Here is a 25,229-nt window from a genome sequence, read left to right on the forward strand (position 1 = left end):
ATATATTGCACGCATTTGAAGCTATCATGTCAAATTTTGTTCGTAACGTGCAAAAAGCGAACGGATATTTGGCAGTGAATAGTTTCACATGATGCATACTCATTCAAAATATCAATTAAACTTATATCGCTGTTTTCCTTAGTATGTTGGTTGAAAGTTAACATATTAATAACATCAGGCAGCGGTATGACAGACATCTATTTAGTGCGACATGGTCAAGCGTCTTTTGGCAAAGCGAACTATGACAAACTTAGTGAACTGGGTGGGCAACAGGCCATTTGGCTTGGTGACTATTTCAAGCATCGCAATGTTGAATTTGATGCAGTTTTCTCTGGCGACATGGTTAGGCATCACGAAACCAAAGACGGTATTGCCTCGGGTATTGCTACTGAAGACTATACGCTACCTGAAGTTACAGTGAATAGTGCACTGAATGAATTCAATTTTCAGGCAGTGGCTACCGCCTATTTAACACGCTACCCAGAAGCAAAAGTACCTGAAGGTGCTTCGCCTTCTGAATATTACCGATTGCTAAAAAAAGCAATGCTTGCCTGGTCGCAAGACGAATTGGCGCATGAACTCCTTGATGAAACATGGGGTCAGTTCGAAGACAGAGTTCACAGTATGCTCACGCACCTTCAAAGTATAGATGCGAAGCGTGTTCTCGTTGTGAGTTCTGGCGGTGCAATTGCCATGATGCTCAAACACATTCTTGGCTACGATGCGGCCACCGTTGTAAATATGAATTTGCAGATCCGAAATGCCAGTTTTTCTCAATGCTTTGCCAATGCGCGAGGCGTTCACCTTAATAACTTCAACAGCGTACCTCACCTGGATGTGATTGACAGGTTACACGCCATTACCTACAGCTAAATGGGGCAGTTATGAACTTTGAATATAATGAAAAGACCCAAGCACTTTTAGAAAAACTAAAAGCGTTTATGAAAGAAGAAGTGTATCCAATTGAAAAGGAATACATTCACGCCGTAGAAAATGGCTCTGCCAACAATGGCGAAGGTCGTTGGAAAACGCCTGAAATGATGCATACATTGAAAAAGCGTGCAAAAGAAGCGGGTCTTTGGAATCTATTTTTACCTGAGGAATATAAGCCATATGGCGCGGGCTTGACTAACGCAGAGTATGCACCACTTTGTGAAGAAATGGGCAGAGTTTTGTTTAGCTCTGAAATCTTCAACTGTAGTGCGCCAGATACCGGCAATATGGAAGTGCTGGCGAAATACGGTAACGAGAGTCAGAAAAAGCAGTGGTTAGAGCCTCTCTTAAACGGGGAAATACGCTCAGCCTTTGCTATGACAGAGCCTGCAGTGGCATCAAGTGACGCGACAAACATCGAAACTTCCATTAAGCGCGATGGCGATGAATACGTTATCAACGGCCGTAAGTGGTACACCAGCGGTGCTATGAATGAAAACTGTAAAATTATGGTGGTAATGGGCAAAACTGATTTCGATGCGCCTCGTCACCAGCAGCAGTCTCAAATCTTAGTTCCTATGGACACCAAGGGTGTAACTATTGTTCGCCCAATGGCAGCAATGGGCTATTACGACGAGCCTATTGGTCATGCTGAAGTCTTGTTTGAAAACGTACGTGTACCGGCAGAAAACTTACTGCTTGGTGAAGGGCGTGGTTTTGAAATCGCGCAAGGGCGCTTAGGCCCGGGCCGTATTCACCATTGTATGCGCCTTATTGGCTGTGCACAGCGCGCGCTCGATATGGCCTGTGAACGAGTTGAAAGCCGAGTGGCGTTTGGCAAACCGTTGTCAAAACAGCAATCGGTTAGAGAAAGCATTGCGCAGATGCACTGTGATATTGAACAGGCGCGTCTGCTTACGTTGAAAGCGGCTGATAAGATGGATCGCTATGGCAACAAAGTATCGCGCGACCTTATCGCTGCTATCAAGATAGTTGCACCTACTATGGCCTGTAACGTTATCGACCATGCCATTCAGATGCACGGCGCTGCAGGTACAAGCCAAGATTTCGTATTGTCTGCCATGTACGCTTATGCGCGTACTATCAAGCTGGCAGATGGCCCTGATCAGGTTCACATGATGCAGTTAGGTCGTAATCTTATTGCTGAAAAAGCAGTCGCTGAATAAGTCAGTGTTGTAAATAAACAATACAAAAAATTACGGGTAAGGAGTGAATGTGTCTAAAGACAATGCGAAAGCCCCACATGTCATAGATTTAGCAGTGCTGAATTCGTATTTATCTTCTGCGTGCCCGAGTATTGGGCACGTCAAAAGCGCTGAGAAATTTGCGGGTGGGCAATCGAACCCGACGTTTAAACTTACTACGGATAACGGCGTTTATGTATTACGCCGTCAACCTCCGGGCAAATTACTGAAATCGGCCCATGCAGTTGACCGAGAATTTCGCGTTATCAACGCGTTGCAGGGCTCAGAAGTGCCTGTGCCCAAAGCGTACCATTTATGTGAAGATGCCAGCATAATCGGTAGCATGTTTTACATTATGGCCTATGTTGAAGGTGACATTTTCTGGAATAGCGCACTGCCTGAAATAGCATCTTCTGCTACTCGTGGTGCCATGTATGATGAAATGAACCGGGTGCTTGCAGCGCTTCACAGCGTAGATATTGAAAGCGCAGGCTTACGCGATTATGGAAGGCCTGGCAGCTACTTTGAACGTCAGCTAAGCAGGTGGACCAAGCAGTATCGTGCATCTGAACTTGAGCATGTTGAAGAAATTGAAAGTCTTATTCAGTATCTTGAAATCAACCTGCCAAAAGATGATGGTCAAGTCTCGTTGGTCCATGGCGATTTTCGTTTAGACAATATGATGTTTGATATGTCTGACCCTAAAAAACCAAGAGTAGTCGCGGTGCTTGATTGGGAATTATCAACGTTGGGGCATCCGTATGCCGATTTGGCTTACCAATGTATGCAGTTGCGCCTTCCCTCTGACATTGCGCACGCAGCTGGGTTAGGTGGTTTAGACAGAGAGCAGTTAGGCATTCCAAGCGAACAAGAATATATCAATGCGTATTGCGAGCGAAGAGGTATTGATGGCATTAGCAATTGGACGTTTTACCTCGCATTTAGTTTTTTCCGTTTAGCCGCTATTTTACAAGGCGTGGTAAAACGCGCACACGATGGCAATGCGTCAAGCGAGAAGGCTATGCAATTAGGCGCAATGGTGCGACCTCTGGCGCAAATTGCGAACCAAACCATTCACCAAAGCGAATAAACGCCATATAACGTATTTAATGACATGTCATGCTATCAATAGCGTGCTCGTCGAACAAAGCAACTGGAGACAGTATGAAAGCAATTGTATGCGAATCTTTTGGACCACTTGAAGAACTTCAATTTAAAGACGTTGCAGACCCAGAAGTAAAAAAAGGGCATGTAGTCGTAAATGTTGAAGCCGCAGGGGTGAACTTTCCAGACGGACTATTGGTGCAAGGTCTGTATCAAATGCAGCCAGACTTCCCGTTTATTCCTGGCAATGAAGTGGCAGGCACCATATCTGAAGTAGGTGAGGGCGTAAGCCATTTAAAAGAAGGGCAACGAGTTATTGCGTTGTCTAACTTAGGTGGTTACGCAGAAAAAGCGCTGATCCCTGCCACTCATGTTATGCCGTTACCTGATCCCATCCATGTTAATGAGGGGGCTGCTCTTGTAACTGCGCATGCGACAGCACATCACGCGTTAAAGCAGCGCGCAAAACTGCAGCCAGGCGAAACACTGGTTGTAACCGGCGCAGCGGGTGGTACTGGCTTAGCAGCAGTGCAAATAGGCAAGATTATGGGCGCTAAAGTTATTGCAGTTTGCTCAACAGAAGAAAAGCTGGCGCTTGCTAAAGAGTATGGCGCAGACGTTTTAATTAACTACAAAGAAAAAGATCTCAAAGAAACGCTGAAAGAAGTCACAGGCGGCAAAGGTGTCGATGTAGTTTATGAATGCGTTGGCGGTGACACATTCCACGCTTGCAGCCGCAGTATGGCATGGGAAGGGCGTTTACTTGTGGTTGGCTTTGCTGGCGGTGAGATCCCGAAATTCCCGGTTAATTTGGCGCTGGTAAAAGGCTATTCAGTCATGGGGGTATTTTGGGGTTCGTTTACTCAGCACGATCCAAAAGGCTTTGCGGAAAACATGCAAGAGCTTTTAACTTGGTATGTGCAAGGTAAGGTAAAGGTGGTCGTAGATGAAGCATTACCCTTAGAACAAGCAACGAAAGCCATGGCCAAGGTAATGAACCGGGAAGTGAAAGGTAAGATGGTGCTTGTGCCCTGATCCTACAAGCCTGACACGTGGGTAACTTAACAATAAAGCCTGAACAATCGATGTTCAGGCTTTTCTTGTTAACAGTGGGTTATTCCATAAGCCACATTCGGGCGCTTCTTCCTGGTACATAGAACTTGTGCCACTGAGTTGTAATATATTGCACATCATTACTTAACGTATCGCGGTAATTTCTATACCACCACAAATTGTCCGTAGATGTATCTACCCATATATCTTGGCCGTCTGCGCATTTATTAATACCCACAACGCCTTGATGGTCACGCTTGAAGAAAATAACGCAGTCATTATGACTTACCACTTGCATGCCACTGCCCTGAACTCCGTTATGGAATTTAACCATACCCTTGATGTCATCACGCTTGTACAAATCTACCCAACGATTATCACCACTTTCATTGTTATCTGAGTACAGTAATGGAACACCACCGTCACGGCCTAGTACATAGGCATTTGCCAAATGTTCGTCGGTAGGGTCAAGTAACTGGTAGCGGAAGCCGTCGTTTAGCGGGATGTCGTGGGTAATACTAAATGTGATGGCCTTGTCGCCTGATAAAGCCTGACCGTACGCTCCTGGGTCAACTAAGGCATTCATCGAACCACCGAAGCTAAATGCACTGCGTATCTGCGCGAAAAGCGGGAAGTCGTAGGCCGAGTGACCTGTTGCTGATAAATAAGGTGCAAGGAAGTTATCATACTCACTAGAGCCTGCACCGCCCGTGGTAATTATTTCTCCGAAAACATGCACGCCGTTTTTTATATTGCTGTCGAACACCGCGTTGATATGATAGTTGGTCATGTGCTTTGCAGCATCAACGCGGAAACCGGTTACACCCATGTCTTTTAACGCCTGAAGATACGCTTTTTGCTGGGCTACTACCCAATTATTGGGGTCTAGGTCGGGCAAGCCAGGATCTGGCGCGGCGCCGCATAATCTATTGTACTGAACATCGCCCACGTCGCTGTAGTTACTAATGCACTTAGGGCCACCTTGATCATACGTACCGTGGAAGTCACCACCGCCAAAAAGGCCGCTACTTACATCACCAAACAATGTGATGCCATTGTAGTATCCCTGATTTGAAGAGTACTGCTGTAGTATTTCACTTCCGGGGTAGTTTAAGTCTGAACGTTTCCATGCTTCGTTCGCCATATGATTAAAGACAATATCCGCATAGGTCTCTACACCTTTGGCATTTAATGCATTAACCATCGCTTGAAAGTCAGCAGTGTCACCAAGTGGGTTATCAATAACTCGATAGTCCTGTGGTTGATATCGCGCCCACCACTGATCACCTGTCGATTTATAAGCAGGCGAAACAAGTACTTTGGTGTAACCAAGATCCGCAATTTCCTGGGCTTTTGCGGCTACGTCGTCGTAGGTCCAGTTAAATGCGTGTAGTATAACGTCGGCATAGCTTTGATAACTTAATGTACTCAGTGCTGCGCCTATTAGAACGCCAGCCGCATGTTTCTTCATCTTCATAGTGTGTCCTATTTTATGTGGAAGCGAGATAAAAGATGAAAGTAATGCTTACATTTTGTTTACAAATAATAAACATCATGCATACGTATTCAATTCACCTTTAATTTTAAATTAAAGGAAAGGTGAACAATCAAGATGCGCAGGGAAGGGAGTACAGTTAGTTATTGCAATTGGGTTAGCGGCTCTTAGTTGCGCAGCACTGTTTGAATTTTTTGTTGCTACCGCAAACACAAGGTAGGTTTCTCCCGTATTTAATTTTGCCGCAGTCGTCGTGTAATACGCCGTCGTGATAACGCCACTTACCGTCTTCAACACTAAAATTCGACGTTTCGTGAAGCTGATACATGCTTTTATTTTCAAAATAGTAAGCAGTGAATTCAACAATGGCATTATTGGGTTTGGAGATGGACTTTAAATTAGTCTTAGAGATTGGCTCGGCGTTGGTTACTGCTTCGACTTTAGCGTCGGCATGTACAGTACTGTCTATCGAACTATCTTCAGTACTACTGACCGAGTTACCTACCAAGCTATCTACGGAGCTAGCCGCTAGAGTGGGGTGAACTTTAAGTGCGAACCATGTCGCACCTTGTGCGCTTTGCGCCAAATCCTCTACAGAAAGACCCTGCTGCTTTTCTTTGGTGTAGGTTTCAAGAATATACTGATAATGCGCTGTAGCGTAGGCTGAAAAACGGGAGCGCATAAGTTGCTCTGCAGAACTAGGGTGTTTATCACCCTTAATAAAAGGCCCGCAGCATTCGTCGAAGGATTTTGATGAGCAACAGTAGCAGCGCATAAGACAACTCGCAGTTTAAGAGTAAAACAAAGCGCTACAGTATAAGTATAAGTTGCGTGAGCTCCAACTTTTTTAGACGTAAATATTGCCGATATTCAAAGATTCCTTGGCGGTCCATGCCAGAGGGTACATGTCAGAGATTTCAAGCCAAAGAGTTGTATGAAAATAGATATTTAGGTTTTGTTTACGCACCGCTACTCAGGCTAACGTAAGATGGGGCAAACGCAAGATGTAAGCATAAACAGGCTTTGTATTACCAAGGACCTAATGCTACGTTTTGTTCGTCATTAATACTGTTAACACGTACATTCACTAGGCTGACAGAATAAAGCTCACACAGCTTTCTGATCATTTCACTGTCGGTTGGTTGAAGGTCTAAATCAATGTTTTCCACATACAGTGTTTTACACTGGCCACCTGTAATCAGCTTACTGATCCATTCGGGCATTTTTTCTTTTTCAGGTTTTTGAATACGGATAGCGTGATCTACAGTTTTCGAAAACGACACCGTATTTGAAAGCAGATAATTCCAACCTTTGTCGTTACTTCCTTTTCCATTACCTTGTTTTTCGCTAGGAAACCCTTCTATCGGCAAAGGTAGTTGAACAACATTTGAAACCGAAGCGCGTAAAGCATTGAATCGTGAAACTGAAGATGTGTTCATAGTAAAACCCTTTATGCATTTGCCCTTAAGTTCATAAATCGAACTTCAGGAATATTGTTATTGATTGATACTGGTTGCTTGTACAGTGTGTATGTGTATACAGTATTCTTAAAGGAGGACTTTGGCAAGTATTTAGTTGTACTTTTTTCACACAAATTGGTGTTTTCTCAGTAACTACATAAAAGATAATGGTTTTTTTGTGCTATCGAATTCTGAAGGAAGTATTCATACTCCGATTAAGGTAAGATGCGCGCGAATTTTACATAGAAAACTACTGTATAAAGCTGGAGGAGCGTTGAGCGCATTAATACATTTAGGCTACTTGGGGATGTTCTTATCGGCATTTTTGGCAGCCACTATATTGCCTTTTAGTTCTGAAATCGTGCTTAGTGCTTTATACAGTAGTGGGTTGAACTGGGTGTTGTTGCTTGTTGTTGCTTCGTTGGGAAATGTACTTGGCTCGGTGGTTAATTATGCATTGGGCTTCAAGTTCGGAAAAGAAATTGCGACCGATAAGTTAAAAGTGAGCGAAGCGGCGTTTAAACGTGCAAGCTACACCTTTACAAAGTGGGGGAAGTGGAGCTTGTTTTTATGCTGGGTACCTATTATTGGCGACCCTATTACTTTAGTAGCAGGTGTACTTAGATGCCCGTTTTGGTTTTTTATTCTCGCGGTAACGCTCAGTAAAACAGCGCGTTATGCTGCGCTGCTTTACGTACTTGTTTAAAAGGTTTTCGACTTTAGTTTTCTCACGCCACTGCGTTTTTGCCTCTCGACTTCTTTTGGCTTTTCTTCTGATACGTCACATACCACAGCTTCATTCTTGGGCTCATTAATATCAGTCCAATCATCCAATACCAAACGGGCTCTTGCCAAAACGTCTTCTGCGACCAGCTGAAATGAAGTAGTGCAAGGGGCAGGATCAGGTAAATGCTGTTGTGAAGCTTCTGCCACTTTTTTCCCATGTTGCGCTGGATACGCTTGAACGACGTAGCGGTGAGAGCAAAAAGAAGAAGTAACGCTGCCATGCCAACAATGATGTATGGCCTGCTTACTATCTCGCTAGCCACTAGTGCCATATCAAGCTGGATTTCAAACACAATGTATGTGAGCAGGTGTGCAAAGGCGTACACAAAGGTGTATACGCCAATCATACGTCTGAATTGCATCGGTTCTGGGCTTGGTAGCCATTTAGCAAGTGGGCTAAGAGTAAGCGTTAGTAAAAGAAAGTGAATTGCCCAGGTTCCAGTCTCATTGATGAGCGTGTTTACAGGGTCTGGACCAAGCTGATCGGTTACCCCTGCAAAAAACAACCAGGCGATATAGCCCAATGCGAAAAGGTGAATAAGACCTTTTAGGCTGCGGCGTTGCCAAACAGAGAGTCGAAATGGTTTTTTTCTTAACGGCATTAAATGAACAACTTAATAATAATGTTTAATAGCTTCGGTCATGAGATATTGGTTAGAAGGGCTAGCTATTTGCTCGTAGCCCTATAAAACGTACCAGCTAGTAATAACGGGACAAGTCCATATCTTTGTATAGCGGCGCGACTTCGCTGTAACCGTTGAACATTTGGGTGTCGATGCGATTTCTGGCGAGTAGCCCACCTGTGGTTATTCTACGCTCGCTGGCCTGGCTCCACCTTGGGTGCGACACGTTTGGATTCACATTGGCGTAAAAGCCATACTCGTTGGCAGCCAGTCGATTCCATGTGGTAGGCGGCTTCTTGTCGGTAAGGCGAATTCTCACAATAGACTTAATGCTCTTAAAACCATACTTCCACGGTACAACAAGCCTGATAGGCGCGCCGTTTTGAGGTGGCAAGGTCTTCCCGTAAAGACCAACCGACATGAGCGTTAACGGGTGCATGGCTTCGTCAAGACGCAAACCCTCTACGTAAGGGTAATCAATACCACCACCGGTAAAGCGGCTTCGTTGACCGGGCATTTGCTCAGGGTCATATAAAGTTTCAAATGCCACATATTTGGCTGACATTAATGGCTCGGCTTGTTTTAACAACGCCCCCAACTCAAACCCAATCCAAGGCACCACCATCGACCATGCTTCCACGCAGCGCAAGCGGTAAATGCGTTCTTCAAGGGGAAAACGCTTTGTCAAGGCATCGTGATCAAGCTCAATGGGGTTTTTAACCATCCCGTCAACTTTTAACGTCCATGGATTAGTTTGAAATTCAGTCGCATTTTTGGCTGGTGCATCTTTAGATGTGCCAAACTCATAGAAGTTGTTGTAGCTGGTCACTTTATCTTCAGGCGTTCGGGTTTCCGTTATTTGAAACTCAGGGGGCTGACTAAACTCCAGCGCCTTTCCCTTAAACGCTGCCTTCTCTTCTTCATCTTCCCAAAACCAACCGGCAGCGCCTGCCGACTTCGCCAACAGCGTAGACGCTCCCACAAAGCCCATAGATTTGAGCAATGAACGGCGACTCTTGTAAACGTCTTCATTGGTTACGTCGTTATCAGTTAATTTTACTGAGGGTTTAAATGGTTTTGGCATTACGTCACCTAAATTATGATAAGACTATGAGAAATGGTCGTCACTTCGCCCAGTACATTTAGCTACGTTAATGTAACGAGTAAGTTCAACATAATAAAAAAGACCGAGAGTACGGTCTTTTCATTTCAATTAATTTGGAAAAACAAAACAATCTACATATGCAGACTATCTTGAATACCGCCTTGTTTAGGTGAAAAGATATTACTGTATAGGCGAGATGCGAATTCATCGGTCATACCCGATATATAGTCGGCGAGAACGCGCATACCATTGCCGCTCTCGCAGGCCTTACGCCAGCGAACTTGAGTGTTTTCGGGAAGTAAGCGGTCGGGATCTGATGCAAAGGCTTCAAAAAGCTCCATAACCACCAGCTGTCCTTTGTATTCAAGAAGCTGCACATCGGGGCGGCGTATTACTTTGTTAAACACAAAGCGTTTGAAAAGCTCCAAGGCTTGTGCAAAATGTTCAGGCATTACGGCGTTGAACGCCAGTAACGGGTGAGCGAAACCCTCAACGCCTTTTATTTCAATAGCTGTAATAAAGCTATTTACCAGCGCGCCTATGGCATTTTTTCTTTCGTGATGTGCAGCGCTAAATAGCTTATTGGTTAGCACTTCTATATTGTCTGAAAGCCACGGTACATCTAGCGCTTTTAGCGGCGTGGTTACATCCTCGACAAAGTGATGCTTGTCGACCATATCCATTACAATGGCATCTTCTAAGTCGTGAATGCCATAGGCGATATCGTCAGACAGTTCCATAATTGAGCAGTCGAACGATTTAAATTGCGTTTTACTGTGTGCATTCAGTTTTGCAGTAAACTGCATAAACCCATCTTTATCTTCATTGCTAAATGGCGTAAGTAGCCAGTCGAACAGGGGCTCATCGCAGCGAAACAGACCTTTTGGCGGATGCCAGTCGTGGGCCTTCACCTGACGAAGTGAAACAGGGCGCTCTGGCGTAGGTCCTTTACTATGAAGGGCATCGATAAAATTCGGATATTTAACCAAGCCTAACACGCTTCTTCTGCATAAATTCATGCCGTGTTCGGCGGTATAGGGCTCTAGCTGAGTGATGATCCTAAAAGTTTGTCCGTTTCCTTCAAACCCGCCGTATTGGTGCATCATGTAATTAAGCGCAATTTCACCACCATGGCCGAATGGGGGATGACCAATATCGTGAGCCAAACAGAGGGTTTCGATTAACGTAGGATCAAGCGCTAACGTCGAGGCAATATCTGGAAATTTCACCCAAAGTTGGGCAGTAATACCGGTGCCAATTTGGGCGGCTTCTAGAGAGTGGGTTAGTCGAGTGCGATAGAAGTCGCTCAGCCCCACACCGAGCACCTGGGTTTTTGCCTGCAATCTACGAAAGGCGGCGCTGTGAAGAACGCGCGCTTTATCACGTTGATATGGATTGCGATGATCGCCGTCTCTTGTTTCGCTACGGGGTAAACGACGCTCGTGTAATGCTAATTCCCAATCGCTTGTTGCCAAAAAAACCTCGCTGCCTTGCTTTGTATGCTACTTCTATTCGTCAGTATAGTGATTTATGGGCTGTTAGCCGCCTCGCTCACATATCGTCTTGCGTAATTTCATCAAGACTTAAAGAAAAGCTTGGTACGTAACGCGTTAAGAAGTAGTCCACCTCTTCAGAATGATATTCTTTAAGGGTTTTATCTAATCTTTTCTTAGCCAGCTTAAACTCTTGGTTACCAGCAGCTAATTCTTCAAGCGTTTTTAGGTAAGCGCAAAGTACGTCTGCTGCTTTCACAATAAAAGCTTCTTCTTCACTATGGTAGTGATGATCAATAAGCGCAGCGTAGTCTTCTCGAAATGCTTCTGGTGCCATTTCAATTAGCTTGTTCTCTGCAATTTTTTCGATCTTTTTATATTCTTCTTTAATCGCAGGGTTAAAGTATTTCACTGGGGTAGGGAGGTCTCCGGTGAGTACCTCCGACACGTCGTGAAATATTGCCATGGTAGCAATACGATCAGGGTTTAGTGTGCCGCCAAAAAACTTATTTTTTATTAAAGCAAGTGCGTGGGCAACCATGGCCACCTGCAAACTGTGCTCCTGCACATTTTCTGTGCGCACGTTGTGCATTAGCGGCCAGCGATTAATAAGCTTTAAGCGCGCCAGGTGCGCAAAAAAGTGACTTTTATCAGACACATTACGCCCCTTGCTTATACGTTCTAAAGAAGTTGCCAATACGATGCAGAGCAGGCACCAATACATCGCTGTGCGGTAAAAATACTAATCGAAAGTACGTGCCTTCGGTCAGGTTAAACGCGCGACCGTGTACCAGCAGAATTTTTTCAGAGCTTAATAAGTCCAGCACCATTTGTTCGTCGTTTTGAATGTTGAATTTCTTCTCATCTACTTTGGCGAAACAATACATGGCACCTTTAGGTTTAACGCACGAAATACCGTCAATGCCGTTTAGCATATCTGTAGTCACGTCGCGCTGAATGCGAAGACGCCCGTTTTCTTTCACCAAGTCGTCAATGCTTTGATAGCCGCCTAACGCAGTTTGAATAGCACTTTGACACGGTACGTTAGCGCACATCCGCATGGAAGACAGAATATTAAGCCCTTCAATATAGTCAGACGCTAATCGCTTATTGCCGCTGACTACAAGCCAGCCAGAGCGAAAGCCCGCCACACGGTAGTTTTTGCTTAAACCGCCAAAGGTAACAAAAAAAACATCGTCAGCCAGTGAAGCAATACTGGTGTGTTTTGCTTCATCGTAAAGAATTTTGTCGTAAATCTCGTCGCTAAATACAACAAGTCCATGTTCGCGGGCGACTTCAACCACATCTTGTAAAAGGGCTTTGTCGTAAACTGCGCCGGTTGGGTTGTTAGGGTTGATCAGTACGATCGCGCGAGTTTTACTGGTGATTTTACTTTTTATGTCGTCAATATCTGGGAACCAGCCTGCTTGCTCGTCGCAGCGATAATGAACGGGTGAACCTGACGAGAGGCTAACTGCTGCTGTCCAAAGCGGGTAGTCAGGGCTTGGAATAAGCACTTCATCGCCATGATTAAGTAGCGCCTGCATTGCCATCATAATTAACTCAGATACGCCGTTACCAATATAAACGTCGTCTACACGGATGTCTTTAATGTTGCGCTGCTGGTAGTACTGCATCACGGCCACACGGGCAGCATAAATTCCTGTCGAGTCTGAATATCCTTGAGACGTAGGCAGGTTATGAATAACGTCTTTTACGATATCGTCAGGGGCTTCAAATCCAAATGGGGCAGGGTTACCGATATTCAGCTTTAATATGCGGTGTCCTTCGTCTTCCATTTTGCGTGCTTGCGCAGCGATTGGGCCTCTAATGTCGTAACAAACGTTATCTAATTTATGTGAGCGAGATACAGTTTTCATGGTCTATCTGGTTGATTTACATACCCTGAGATTATCGCAATACAAAGCCATATGCGATGGCCTTTTTGCAGTATTTCTGCTTTAAGCACTACTTTTTTCACCAAGTGGCTATTTATTAATCACATAACGAGATGAATGATCCGCTTGTCACTTAAGTATAAAATTTATGTTAATAGCTTGTGAACTTTTCATTCAGCGCCTATCGTAGTAGTAAGGCGTGTATAAAAAACGCGTTAGTAACAAACAGGCTAACAAGCAGAGGTGATAAGAATATGTCGCACCATTTCAAAGAAACACCAGAGAATGCAATCACGCAAAGTGGTATAGCACGCGTTATTCCCTGTAAAGAATTAGACGTTGGCGACCCTATAAAATGGTTGTCATTGGCATTACGAGACGCTATGCGCGCACCAGGTCTCACATTGTTTTATGGCGTTCTCTTCGCGGTTATTCCGTGGTTTATTATGTACTTGGTTGAAATGACAGGTTGGCACTTGGTCATTCTACCGGCCATTGTTTGCTTTATGTTGGTAGGTCCATTTTTGGCTGCTGGTCTTTATGATGTGAGCTGGGAAATGGAGAAAGGCCATAAGCCCACGTTACGCCATTCTTTGCGTGCAATGCGCAGAAATGCGTTTAACGAGTGGGGCTTTGCCATTTTACTTATGGTGATGATGATATTCTGGTTGCGTGTTGCATCGCTAATCCATGCACTTTATCCGCCTTATATCGAAAACGATTTAGAAAGCTTATTACCATTTTTAGCACTAGGCACAATTGTTGGTGCGGGTTTTACATTGGCCATGCTTTTCATTACGGCGTTTACCCAACCAATTTTGATGGAACGCAAAGTTGACCTTGCCACCGCTGTATTAACCAGTGTTAACGCAGTGTGGCTTAATAAGGTCCCCATGCTTATTTGGGGGGCGATCATCTTTACCACCGTTGCGATTGGTTACGTAACCGGGTTTATTGGTTTTATCGTGTTAATGCCTATAATCGGCTACGCGTCATGGCATGCTTATATTGATGCCATTGAAACTAAGCGCGAACGCAAATATGAGTAATTGCCCACGCTTTCTGTAATTTAATTACGGAAATGGTGAGGTTTTCTGTACGTTAGATGCGCTTTATCATTATATATTTTGTTAAAATTACAGTTTTAAGGCCCCAAAAGGGGCCTTTTTATACTTAAGTCTTATATTTCTTTCTTCCTACAAGTTCCATCGCTAGATACATTAGTAATATGTAATCTAAATTAATCTCGATAAAACAGTGATTTAGCCTAGTAACAATGGTGTAACAAACTGATTTACCACACATTTACCCCCATTACACAATCATTCAACAGAAAAGTTCTAATTCTTGATGCATAAATAAAGGGCGTTGAGCGAATTGTTGATTGTTCAGCTTTGTTCAACCAAAAACTAAGAGTTTGCCACAAACTTGATTAAAGCCTTTATCTACACATTGAGGAATTAAACATGAAACCAGTTAAATCGAAACTAGCCAACGCGGTAAAAGTGCTAGCTGTAACTGCAACCGCAGCATTTAGCGTTAACGCAACTGCCGCAGCACCGCAAAAAGACATACGCTTTGTAGGCGAAACCCAATTTGCAGGGTTTTGTAAAGCTGTGATAAATGATGATGTTAGAGTACTTCGCTCTAGTCTTTCACGTAACGTAGGTCGCATTGGTGCTAGTCAGCGTGAAGTGTTGCGTATGGTAACGTCTGAAGAAGGATTAACGTGCAATGGCAGTAGCCTAATTGAGTTTTCAGTTGAGCGTCACGCTGATGCCGTACATGAATACTTAACGTCGCGTAGCTAAGGCGTGGTAGCGGTTACGATAAATCCAGAAAAAGCGGGCTAGCTTGCACTCATCGTCAATCACGTTGACGTAAATGGTGAAAACTAGACCCGCTTTTTGTCTTACTTTTTGCTTTAAAATGCGCCTTAATTAGCGATTTTAATATACGTGGCTACACGCGCTTTACTGGTTTTAAACAAACGTTGCGTTTTAAACCTAAGCTTTAGTAGCAACACGTAAGCAAGTGGTACTAAGAACAAGCTGGTTAGTGTTGAGAACACCAGCCCACCAATGATTGCAATGGCCATTGGCGAGTAGGGAGGGCCGTCGCCGCCAATTCGAGTACTCCCCATCGCAAGTGGAATAAGCCCTAGAACTGTAGTGGCTACTGTCATCAGAATAGGCCTGATACGTGTCATACACCCTTCAATTACTGCGTCATACAGCGACAGACCTTCATTGATGAGCTGATTAATTCTGTCTACCAATACGATGCCATTGTTAACCACAATACCCATCAGAATCAGCATGCCAATCATCCCCATGATAGACATAGATGTGCCTGTAACCATGAATGCCCAAAAAACACCTGTAAAGGAAAACAGTAGTGACGTAATTACAGATGTTGGAAGAATTAGCGATTCAAACAGCGCGGCCATCACAACGTATATCATGCAAAGCGCTAATAGCATATTCATTTGCATTACGGCATTGGCTTCATCCTGGCGAGAGAAGCTGCCGTCTAGCGTCCACTTATAGCCTGTCGGCAATTCGATATTAGCTAATGCTTTTTCTATGCGTTCACGAGCTTGTTCGGTGGTGGTTTCACCCTCTAGATTTGCACCAATAGCTAGCGCTGTTTGACGATAGTTGCGGTTAATTTGCGAAAGCTGTGGCACCACAGAGAAATCTGCAATCATGTTCAGCGTTACCGATTGACCCTGTGTAAACCCAATATTGATGTTCTTAAGTTCGCTTAGCGAGGCTTGAATATCGCTGCCAAACTTAAGCTGCACCGCCACTTCTCCGGCGTCACCATAGCGGAATGTACGTAAATTACTGCCGCGTAGTGCCGTAGAGATAAGTTTAGCCACATCGTTTACTTGTATGCCAAAGCGGTTTGCTTTCTCTCTGTCTATGCGTATTTGAACCTCATCACGGGTAGATCCCGTGTCGGCTTTTACATCTTCCAACCCATCTATGGTGGAAAGAATAGGAATGATTTGCTCTGAAATAGTGAGCAAGGTTTCTGAAGATTCCCCCAACAGCGTTACTCTTACGCCACCACCGTTGCCGCTATCCCACTGGAAAGAGGGGCGAGCACGCACAAATGAAGGCATGTTTTCACGAATATCCTCCTTGATTTTTCCTACACTTACGGGCAATTCATCATTAAGCGTGATACCACTTACCGCATGGCCGGCAGTAAAATAGGTATACACCTGCTTAATATGAAAGCGTTCTTGGTTTTCATAAAGATATGCTTCCATTTTATCGACTGTTTTTTCCACTTCTTCTAGAGTGAAGTTTTGCGTCACATGGTAATTAAGCCAAATACGCTCTTGGTTGTCGTTACCCTCATCGTCAGACGTAACCACCTGCATAGGCACAAAGGTCGACGCGAGAATAAGCAGAGCAATAACACAAGTTACGCCCTGGTGTTTCAACATCCAGTTAAGCGCACGACCATAGCCTTTTATGTAGGACGGTGTTTTAGGCGTTTTTACAACAGGGATCTTTACCTTAGTTGTCAGCAAGGGAATAAGTGTTTTAGCAATGAAAAGCGACGCGAACAGAGATATACAGATAGCCACAGCAACGTGCTCTAGGAAAATAGTCACGTCTATTTTTACCCCAATAATATTAGGTAAAAACACTATTGCCGTGGTTGCAGTTCCGGCAATGACTGCAAGACTGACTTTGTTTACACCAATCTGGGTGGCTCGCTTAATGTCTCCCTCTTGTTGGCGTTCTTGAAATACGCTTTCAGTGATCACAACAGCGTTGTCTACCAGCATACCCACGGCTAGCATGAGGCCCATTAACGATAAGATGTTGAGGGTATAGCCCAATAAATACATCACGCCTAAGGTAATACAAATCGAGAATGGCACTGAAAGCACGACGATTAAGGTGGTGGTAAGCTGGCGCAAAAATAAGTACAGCACAATCACTGAAAGCAACGCACCTAAAAGGCCAGCGTTTAGCAAATCGCCCAGCGACGAAGTCACGCTCTTAGCGGTGTCGTCCATTACAAATAAACTAATGCCTGTAAACTCAGGGTCTTCCTTGGCTTTTTCGATAACCTTCATTACCGCGTCGGAAACTTCTACAAGATTGCTGCCCGATTCGCGAAATACGTTAAAGCCTACCGCAAAGGTGCGATCTAAATGACGTCCTTCATTGCGTTGAGGAAGCTCGTAAGTCACGCTGGCAATATCAGACAAGCGAACGCTGCGGGTAACCCACATGTTTTTAAAGTCGTTTACATCGGTAAATTCGCCAGTTGGGTTAACCAGAATTTTTTCACCGTTATTGTACATGTAGCCCGCGGTTAGCGAGAAGTTGGCGTTTTGAAGCTGCTGCTCTAAGCGTGTACCGTCTATTTGGTAGGCCGCCATTTTCTTAGGATCTAAGCGAATAGTAATTTGACGCTTCATGGTGCCGTATAGCTCAACTTTCGATACACCCGGAACACGCTCTAGCGGTCGCTTAAGGTTACGTTCAAGCAAGTCGTAAGCATTCGATAAGTCGCGGTCGCTCGATACACGCAGCTGGAATATAGGCATATCGTTGGTGTTAAATTTATACACCATGATCCGCTCTATATCGTCAGGAAGTTTGTGGCGAATAGCGTCAATCTTCTCCCGCGCTTCAATACTTTTGGCTTTAAGGTTTTCATCCCAATCGAACTCTACAATGACCTCAGCCATATTGTCGTACGACCGTGCCCTTAATCGCTTTATCCCCGACATGGTAGCAACAGCTTCTTCAACCGGACGGGTTATCATCGTTTCAATCTCAACAGGCGTTGCATCAGGGTAGGGGATCTGCACTACCATTTCTGGAATATCAATCCCAGGGAATTTCTCTAAAGGCAATAAGCGGCCAGATACAATGCCGAACAGCAACATAGACAAAAACAGCTTTCCGATGGTAACGGGCTTATTTAACGCAAAGCGTGCAAGCGAGGCGCCTATACCTGCAATTTTTGAAAGGTGCGGCTGTGAAGCTATGTCTGTCTCGCGTTGATTCGGGTCACGTGTTTGGCGCTTGTCAGTGTGGGTTTCAGAACTGTTATTAGCGTTGTGAGAAGGTGTACTCATAGTACACCTCCTTTCGACATTGCTCCTTCGTCACCAAAGCCCGCATTAGTATTAACAGACGTTTTCTGCGCAACGTTTTTCTTAACGTCGAACAGGCTGTAAAGCACTGGCAGTAATATGAGGGTGAGCAAGCTTGCAAACAGAAGGCCGTATATAACGGTGATGGCCATTGGCGTGCGAATTTCAGCACCTTCACCAAAACCAAACGCCATAGGCAATAGACCCAACACCGTAGTAAGTGTAGTCATCACAATGGGGCGCAGGCGGGTCTTTGCAGCATCTAGAATAGCGGTGTCTTTATCTACTCCTTGACGGCGTAATTGATTTATACGGTCAACTAATACAATAGCGTTGTTCACTACAATACCGCAAAGCATAATCAAACCGATAAATACCACCACGTTTAGCGGCGTATTGGTAAGCCACAATCCATACACAGAACCTGCGCCGGCTAGCGGCACTGCGAACAAAATAAGCAGAGGGTGCAGCAGCGACTCAAACTGTGACGCCATAACCAAATACACCATAAACACTGCAAGTGCCAGGGCAAACTGTAGCGAACGGAAGCTGCTTTGCATGTCTTCACTTTGTCCAGTTACTGTTGCACTTAAAGATAGAGGAAGTTGGGTTTCATCAATGACTTTATTAGCAACGGCAACCGCTTCATCAAGCTTACCTTTGGCTAAATTCGCAGATACCAGCGCTACACGCTGCTGTCCAACGCGGGTGATCTCGCTAGGACCTACACTCATGTAAACGTCTGCCACGGCACTTAATGGAATAGGTTGTGCAGAGCCTGGATTAACAACAATGGCACGCACGCTGGCGATGTCATCTCGCTGGTTTTCTTGCGTTCTTACTAGCACATCCACCTTTCTGTCTTCAACACTGTACTGTGTAGCGACACGGCCACCTACTTTGGCTGCAATAAGCTGAGAAACGGTTGATGCATCAAGCTCAAGGCGAGCAAGTTTGGCGTGATGGAAGGCTATTTTAAGCTCTGGGTTTCCGTCACGAATGCTGGTCGTTACGTCTGCAAAATTACTAAAACTGGCTAGCTTGGTCGCAATGGCGTCGCCATACTGCTGTAACTGATTTAGGTCGTAACCCGCAATTTCAATTTGAATAGGCGATGCAAAGCTAAATAGCTCAGGCTCTGAAAACGTTGCCTGAACCTGAGGTTTAAAGGCTAGGTAATCACGAAGCGCACGCTTTACCGCGTCCATATCGCCAGCTGTCGCCGAAGGCTGCATGACAATGTTTAAGCGGCCCCAATGATCGCCACCCTGATTAGGCGCAGCGCTTATAAGGCTTCCCGTACCAGACATGGCATAGGTGCGAAGCACCTTGGTTTCGCCGCCATCATTGTTATTTACTGCAACCGCAGCAAGCTCGCTGATAATAGCGTCGGTACGCGCTAGTGGCGAGCCCGCAGGAAGGGTCACTTCTACCGAAAATTCTCCTTGTGACAGGGTAGGAATAAGTTCCATACCTAGTCTTGGTACAAGCATTATCGCGCCAGCAGCAAGAATAAAGGCAGTAGCTAACACCAGCGCTTTGGCTTTAAGACTTACGCGCAGCAGTTTTTCATAAGTAGAAGCGAGAAGGTCAAACCCTTTGTTAAATACCCAGATAAGTGGTTTAAAGGCAACGCTTAATAACTTGCTGACGATATGCCATGCACCTATCACCAAGGTGACCAAGGCTGCAGGTAAAAATACAAAGATAAGTCTGAATACCCAACGAACTGGCAGGGTAACGTAATACATAACTTTGCCAAACGTCGACGTAGGAGGGGTAGGCGCTGGTGTAGTGAACACATCTTCGTGATCTAGCTGTTGCTTTTTCTTCTTATGTGCCATCGCAGGGATAAGTGTGAGCGCAACAACAAGCGATGCAGCTAAAGCGAACGACACGGTTAACGCTTGATCTTTAAACAGCTGACCTGCAATACCTTCTACAAATATTAGCGGCACAAACACGGCCATAGTGGTCAGTGTCGAAGCCACAATTGCGCCAGAGACTTCTTTTGTTCCTTCACTGGCGGCGGAATCCTCTGCTTTAGTGTTTTCAGCTCTTGAGTTTTCATTAGCTGTAGCGTTATCACTCCCAGCCACTTTTAATTTTTTATGGCGATCGATATTTTCAAGCACAACAATGCTGTTATCTACTAATAATCCAACAGCCAGCGCGATACCACCTAAGCTCATCATGTTTAAGCTTATATCGTTGGCATACATTAGATTAAAGGTAGCAATTACTGATACCGGAATAGAAACCGAGATAATAACGGTAGCCCAGAAGTCTTTAAGAAAAAGATACAGCACTAACATGGCTAAAATACCGCCCATCACTGCCGCTGATTTTACGTTATCTATAGCTTGCTTAATGAACACGCTTTGGTCATAAATTTCGCTAAGCGTGTAGTTTGAAGGCAAGTTGTTGTTGACCTCATTTAACCGGCTAGCCACTTTTTGCGCAACGTTAACGGCATTAGCATCGCCTTCTTTATAAATGGCAATTTCAATGCCTTCATTGCCGTTAAAGCGCGTTACCACATCACGATCTTTATAAGCACTCTCAACCGTTGCCACGTCTTTAAGTTGAATGTTTCTGCCTTCAAAACGCCCAATGAAAAGGTTTTCGATATCGCTCAGTGTTTCAAACTGATTCAGGGTTCTGACCAAAAACGCCTGGGCTGCGTTATCAATTCGACCGCCGGCCGCGTTAATGTTTTCAGCACTGACCCGGTCAATAATACGGGTAATAGGAATAGACAGCTGACTGGCTTTCTGCTGGTCGATAAGAATGTGTATCTCGTTTACTAAACCACCGCCAACGCGCACGGCTGCCACACCTTCTACCGACTCTAAAGCTCGTTTTACCTGTTGTTCGGCATATAAACGTAATCGCTTCATTTGCGCTACGCTTAAACTTGACGTATCGCTTTGTGCCGTCAGCCCCAGTTTAATTACCGGGTCTAGACTTGGGTTAAAACGAAGGAGTCTTGGCTTTTCTATATCAAGGGGAAGTTGTAATACATCAAGTTTTTCGCGCACTTCTAAGCTCGCGAAATCCATGTCAGTACCCCATGCAAATGAAAGCACTACGTCAGACTGGCCTGCGCGCGATGTGGACGTAACTTTACGTACGCCTTTTACTACGCCAATGGCTTCTTCAATGGGTTTTGAAACCAGTTGTTCGACTTCGCCTGGCGCTGCACCGTCGTAGTCAGTACGAATGGTGAGAGTAGGGTAAGATAAGTCAGGCAGTAGGTTAACCGACAGTCTGCCTAACGACACCATACCAAATAGCAATACCGCAAAAGTGAACATACTAACGGCAACAGGGCGCTTTACAGCAATATCTACAATACGCATTGTGTGAGTTCCTTGTTGGGCCGAATTAGCTGTTAACTACTTCAACAGGGGCGCTGTCTTTCAAGTTTTGGTGGCCTGCGGTAACCACTTCTTCATTACCGTTTAAACCATTAATAACTTCAACGACTTCGTTGTTTTCAAAACCTGTAGAAATATCAACTTTTTTAACTTTGCCGTTGTCGACAACGAATACACTATGATTATTATCGATGGTAACTAGCGCTCTACGAGGCAACAACGTGGCGTTAGCATGTGTTGCGTACTCAAGTGACACATCGGTAAACATGCCGGCTTTAAGTTTGTTATCTTCGTTAGGTACTTTTAAGGTTACTTTGAACGTGCCTGTGGTCGCATCGATGACCGGGCTTATACGTTCAACACTCGCGGTGATACTCCTGTCGCCTAAAGCCGCCACGGTAAGCATTGCACCTTGTCCAATCACTACGTTAGGTAGCTCATTTTCAGGCAGATACACAATGCCTTGAAGATTACGTTGCTGAACGATATGGAACATTCTCTCCCGTTGGAACGATTCGGTTAAGTTACCTACTTTTGCGTTTCGCTCTGCAATGTATCCATCAATTGGGGCTGTGATCGTTGCTTCTTTCAAATCAAGTTCAGCCAAGCGTACAGATGCTTTTGCTGATTCAAATTGCGAAGTGAGCTTGTCGTAAGTGTCATCGCTGATAAGCTTTTTGGAATAGACTTTGTTGACCTTTTCTAGTTCGCTTTCAATGCCAGCTAAATCAGCCAAAGCTTTTGATAAGTTCAGCTCGTAGCGGCGTTTATCAAGCTGTGCTAGTACCTGGCCTTTTTCAACATAATCACCTTCTTCTACGAAGATTTCTTCGATAATTCCAGACGCTCGCGCAACCACAAATGCTTCTTCACGGGCCTCTAAAATAGCGGTTGTATCGTAAGTGGACGTAATGTCGCCAGTAACAATGGTTTGGGTTTCAACGGGAATAGCAAAAACGGTTTCTTCAACTTCGGTGGCGTTGGCTTGGTCATTAATGGCATCAGCATCAGAACATGCTGTCATCGAGAGAGAGAGGGCAACAATACCGCTTCCAACAAGTAATTTGAGTGATGTTGGCGAAAACGGTAATAAAGAATGTGATGGTACAAAAGAGGTGTTGCTGTGCGTTGTAGTTTCCATGGTCAATAACCCTAACGTAGTTGTCGTTATATAATAATGACCATATACAGCAGCTAATATGCCAAAGATGTTAAATGATGTTAATTGTTATTAATATCAATCACTTATGAGTGTAACAAACAGTTTCAACGAAAAAGCCAACCCAAGTGGTTGGCCTTTTCTACTAATGCTTAGCGAGAATCGCTAAAAAGAGGCTGGTTCTACTATAGTTTATTAAACCAAAGTATAGCTTGTAGTGATCTCAACATTACCCGTTAGCATTAGCATGACGGAACAGTATTTTTCTGCAGAAAGCTGCACAGCGCGAGCAAGGGCCTTTTCACTAATGCCTTCACCTGACACCGTGTAATGCGCGTGAATTTTAGTAAATACACGAGGCGGCTCTTCAGCGCGTTCAGCTTCTAATTCACAGTTACAGGCTTCAATGTTAAAGCGCCCTTTTTTAAGAATATCTACCACGTCAATACTTGAACATGCACCAACTGCCAACAGCACTGATTCCATTGGAGATACGGCCTTACCGCTGCCGTCCATCACCGTTTTGTAACCGCTGTCTGTAGTTCCTGTAAAAGTTAAATCTTGATCCCAAGAAACACGTGCTTTCATTGTTTGTCCTAATGTCATAAAAATAAAAAGGAAGCTGCAAGACAGGCCAGTTTAGCGCTTCAATACAGCTGTGACATGTGCGTTTATTTGTTAAGGCGAACTGCATCTGGGCTAAGCGTGATTTTCTTTTGCTTATATAACGCCCCTAACGCTTTTTTATACGCGGCTTTACTCACGTTAAAATGAGAGTAAATGGCTTCTGGCGCACTCTTATCTGTTAGCGTAGAAATCCCACCGTGGGCTTCTAAGTCATCCAAAATGGCTTGTTGAAGTGCATCACGGCCACCTTTGTCTACGCGCTGAAGGGCTACGTCCACTTTGCCGTCGTCACGAATTGTTTTAATTACCCCTTCAGTAGCTTGCCCGACTTTAAGTGGCTTAAAGGCATCGCTATGGAAAATAAGACCTAAGCTTTTTTCATTGATAACGACCTTAAAACCTAAATCAGTTTTGGCATAAACCAAGCATTGCACTGTGTCGCCCTCGTTGAGATAGGCACTACTTTCCTTTAGAAAATAGTGAAGCTTGGTAGCACCTAAAATACGCTGGGTTTTATCATCAAAAAAGGTGTGAACAACATAGTACATACCTGGATTGACAGGTTGGGCTTGGTAGTCGTTGGGCATTAAAAGGTCGTTGTCTAAACCCCAGTCGAAAAATGCACCAAAGTTAGTGGCAGATACCGCTTTAAGTACCTTAGTTTCACCAACTTGAATCAAAGGTTTCTTCATGGTGGCATAGAGATCGCCGCGCTGATCTGTGGCTACAAATACGTCTATCTGTTGTCCTTCTGCGAGGGAAGTTTCTACTTCGTCAATCGCAAGGGTCACAGTTTGCAGCTCTTCAGCATCATCTATTTCTATTACGCAGTCGTTTTCGTCGTTGTTTTCGACAAGTGGCGCTAAAGCGTAGCCAAAAGGGTATTGGGCTACCACGCGTAATGTATTAATTTTTCCAATATTTATCATCAGCACTGACTTTTTAAAAAGAACAGGTAACATGATACTGGAATGAACGTAAGAGCTAAACCATTATGAAGTTAAATTGCGATTTAGGTGAGAGTTTTGGCGCATGGTCTATGCCGGTGGAAGCGGCCATTATGGCAGAAATTGATCAGGCCAACATTGCTTGTGGTTTTCATGCGGGTGATCCGTTAGTGATGAAGCAGGCTATTCGGTTAGCCAAACAACATGATGTGGACATAGGTGCCCATCCAGCCTATCCAGACTTACAGGGATTTGGTCGCAGAAGTATGGCGATTGCCGCTGATGAACTCAGCGCTATGATTCAATATCAAGTAAGTGCATTGAGTGGAATGGCAAAGGTTTGTGGGGCCAACGTGAGCTATGTGAAACCTCATGGCGCCCTTTACAATGACATGATGAAAGATACAGCTGTCATGCGCACAGTAATGCAAAGCATAGCCGAAATAAATATGCAGTCGTTAAATTCGCCCCTCGCACTAATGGTACAGGCTACGTCGCAAAATGCAGCGATTAAAGAAGCTGCGCAAGAGTGGGAGCTGCCGTTGTATTTTGAAGCATTTTCAGACAGGCGTTATACCGATGAAGGTTTACTGCAATCTCGCTTGATCGAAGGTGCCGTGTTAAGCGAGAGCGACGCATTGCTCCAAGCTAAACAACTTATATCATCGGGAACAGTAACGACAGCCTCGGGCGCAACACTTGCAATAGAAGCGGATTCTCTGTGTGTACATGGAGATACCAAAGGGGCGGTGAGTATTGCAAAGAAAATCAGAACATTTCTATAAACCTGCCTCATAAAAAACACATTTTACAAGAACAATACAAGA

Annotated in this window: 21 protein-coding genes; 8 read left to right on the forward strand and 13 right to left on the reverse strand. The window is 44.6% G+C overall.

Going from position 1 to position 25,229, the window contains the following annotated elements:
* Positions 1-186 precede the first annotated feature (186 nt).
* The 4 genes from NO989_RS11780 (at position 187) to NO989_RS11795 (ending at position 4,277) form a co-directional block, all read left to right on the forward strand.
* On the forward strand, positions 187-873 hold the full coding sequence (locus NO989_RS11780; RefSeq protein WP_014949763.1) for a histidine phosphatase family protein: 687 nt from the start codon (positions 187-189) through the stop codon (positions 871-873).
* 11 nt (positions 874-884) lie between these two features.
* The gene (locus NO989_RS11785) at positions 885-2,120 is read left to right on the forward strand and encodes an acyl-CoA dehydrogenase family protein (RefSeq protein ID WP_014949762.1); all 1,236 of its coding nucleotides are present in this window, start codon (positions 885-887) and stop codon (positions 2,118-2,120) included.
* Positions 2,121-2,169: 49 nt separating this feature from the next.
* Complete coding sequence (locus NO989_RS11790; protein ID WP_156086510.1) at positions 2,170-3,228, forward strand: phosphotransferase family protein; 1,059 nt, start codon at positions 2,170-2,172, stop codon at positions 3,226-3,228.
* A 74-nt stretch (positions 3,229-3,302) separates the two neighbouring features.
* Positions 3,303-4,277: an NADPH:quinone oxidoreductase family protein gene (locus NO989_RS11795; RefSeq protein ID WP_014949760.1), complete on the forward strand. Its 975-nt coding sequence runs from the start codon at positions 3,303-3,305 to the stop codon at positions 4,275-4,277.
* Positions 4,278-4,356: 79 nt separating this feature from the next.
* On the opposite strand, the gene NO989_RS11800 is transcribed toward NO989_RS11795, so the two are convergent.
* The 3 genes from NO989_RS11800 to NO989_RS11810 all read right to left on the reverse strand — a co-directional run bounded on the left by NO989_RS11800 (position 4,357) and on the right by NO989_RS11810 (position 7,229).
* Positions 4,357-5,772 (reverse strand): alpha-amylase family protein, encoded by a 1,416-nt coding sequence (locus tag NO989_RS11800; RefSeq protein ID WP_083605958.1) that lies wholly within the window; start codon positions 5,770-5,772, stop codon positions 4,357-4,359.
* A gap of 175 nt (positions 5,773-5,947) precedes the next feature.
* Positions 5,948-6,565, reverse strand: a complete 618-nt coding sequence (locus NO989_RS11805) for a YchJ family protein (protein ID WP_371342602.1) — start codon at positions 6,563-6,565, stop codon at positions 5,948-5,950.
* Positions 6,566-6,818: 253 nt separating this feature from the next.
* On the reverse strand, positions 6,819-7,229 hold the full coding sequence (locus NO989_RS11810; RefSeq protein WP_014949757.1) for a hypothetical protein: 411 nt from the start codon (positions 7,227-7,229) through the stop codon (positions 6,819-6,821).
* Between the two features lie 328 nt (positions 7,230-7,557).
* Here NO989_RS11810 and NO989_RS11815 point away from each other — a divergent pair, with 328 nt between their 5' ends.
* Entirely contained in the window at positions 7,558-7,956 is a 399-nt protein-coding gene (locus NO989_RS11815; protein ID WP_371342620.1) for a YqaA family protein, read from the forward strand.
* Positions 7,957-7,978: 22 nt separating this feature from the next.
* Here the strand turns inward: NO989_RS11815 and NO989_RS11820 are convergent, their stop codons facing one another.
* The 5 genes from NO989_RS11820 to NO989_RS11840 form a co-directional block, all read right to left on the reverse strand.
* Positions 7,979-8,638 (reverse strand): sulfite oxidase heme-binding subunit YedZ, encoded by a 660-nt coding sequence (locus NO989_RS11820; RefSeq protein WP_014976752.1) that lies wholly within the window; start codon positions 8,636-8,638, stop codon positions 7,979-7,981.
* Positions 8,639-8,735: 97 nt separating this feature from the next.
* Positions 8,736-9,743, reverse strand: coding sequence for a protein-methionine-sulfoxide reductase catalytic subunit MsrP (gene msrP / locus NO989_RS11825; protein WP_156086508.1), 1,008 nt, complete (start codon positions 9,741-9,743; stop codon positions 8,736-8,738).
* A gap of 152 nt (positions 9,744-9,895) precedes the next feature.
* Positions 9,896-11,239: an anti-phage deoxyguanosine triphosphatase gene (locus NO989_RS11830; RefSeq protein WP_014949753.1), complete on the reverse strand. Its 1,344-nt coding sequence runs from the start codon at positions 11,237-11,239 to the stop codon at positions 9,896-9,898.
* A gap of 76 nt (positions 11,240-11,315) precedes the next feature.
* Positions 11,316-11,915 (reverse strand): 5'-deoxynucleotidase, encoded by a 600-nt coding sequence (gene yfbR, locus NO989_RS11835; RefSeq protein ID WP_012519109.1) that lies wholly within the window; start codon positions 11,913-11,915, stop codon positions 11,316-11,318.
* Position 11,916: 1 nt separating this feature from the next.
* A complete protein-coding gene (locus NO989_RS11840) occupies positions 11,917-13,137 on the reverse strand; it encodes a pyridoxal phosphate-dependent aminotransferase (protein ID WP_014976750.1) in 1,221 nt (406 codons plus the stop codon).
* Between the two features lie 272 nt (positions 13,138-13,409).
* On the opposite strand from NO989_RS11840, the gene NO989_RS11845 reads away from it, so the two are divergent.
* The gene (locus NO989_RS11845) at positions 13,410-14,204 is read left to right on the forward strand and encodes a DUF2189 domain-containing protein (protein WP_014949751.1); all 795 of its coding nucleotides are present in this window, start codon (positions 13,410-13,412) and stop codon (positions 14,202-14,204) included.
* Positions 14,205-14,621: 417 nt separating this feature from the next.
* Positions 14,622-14,966: a DUF3718 domain-containing protein gene (locus tag NO989_RS11850; RefSeq protein WP_014949750.1), complete on the forward strand. Its 345-nt coding sequence runs from the start codon at positions 14,622-14,624 to the stop codon at positions 14,964-14,966.
* 125 nt (positions 14,967-15,091) lie between these two features.
* Here the strand turns inward: NO989_RS11850 and NO989_RS11855 are convergent, their stop codons facing one another.
* From NO989_RS11855 to NO989_RS11875, 5 genes are all read right to left on the reverse strand, one after another.
* Positions 15,092-18,271: an efflux RND transporter permease subunit gene (locus NO989_RS11855; protein ID WP_371342604.1), complete on the reverse strand. Its 3,180-nt coding sequence runs from the start codon at positions 18,269-18,271 to the stop codon at positions 15,092-15,094.
* A complete protein-coding gene (locus tag NO989_RS11860; RefSeq protein WP_371342606.1) occupies positions 18,268-21,651 on the reverse strand; it encodes an efflux RND transporter permease subunit in 3,384 nt (1,127 codons plus the stop codon). The genes NO989_RS11855 and NO989_RS11860 overlap by 4 nt, the downstream gene beginning before the upstream one ends.
* Before the next feature lie 25 nt (positions 21,652-21,676).
* Entirely contained in the window at positions 21,677-22,810 is a 1,134-nt protein-coding gene (locus NO989_RS11865) for an efflux RND transporter periplasmic adaptor subunit (RefSeq protein ID WP_371342607.1), read from the reverse strand.
* Between the two features lie 213 nt (positions 22,811-23,023).
* Positions 23,024-23,416, reverse strand: coding sequence for an OsmC family protein (locus NO989_RS11870; protein ID WP_014949747.1), 393 nt, complete (start codon positions 23,414-23,416; stop codon positions 23,024-23,026).
* Between the two features lie 83 nt (positions 23,417-23,499).
* Positions 23,500-24,384 carry a S1 RNA-binding domain-containing protein gene (locus NO989_RS11875; RefSeq protein WP_014949746.1) on the reverse strand — a complete coding sequence of 295 codons (885 nt, stop codon included), beginning with the start codon at positions 24,382-24,384 and terminating at the stop codon, positions 23,500-23,502.
* 65 nt (positions 24,385-24,449) lie between these two features.
* Here NO989_RS11875 and NO989_RS11880 point away from each other — a divergent pair, with 65 nt between their 5' ends.
* On the forward strand, positions 24,450-25,187 hold the full coding sequence (locus NO989_RS11880) for a 5-oxoprolinase subunit PxpA (RefSeq protein ID WP_278344157.1): 738 nt from the start codon (positions 24,450-24,452) through the stop codon (positions 25,185-25,187).
* Positions 25,188-25,229 lie beyond the last annotated feature (42 nt).

The organism is Alteromonas sp. DY56-G5, from assembly GCF_041414725.1.
Taxonomy (GTDB): domain Bacteria; phylum Pseudomonadota; class Gammaproteobacteria; order Enterobacterales; family Alteromonadaceae; genus Alteromonas; species Alteromonas macleodii.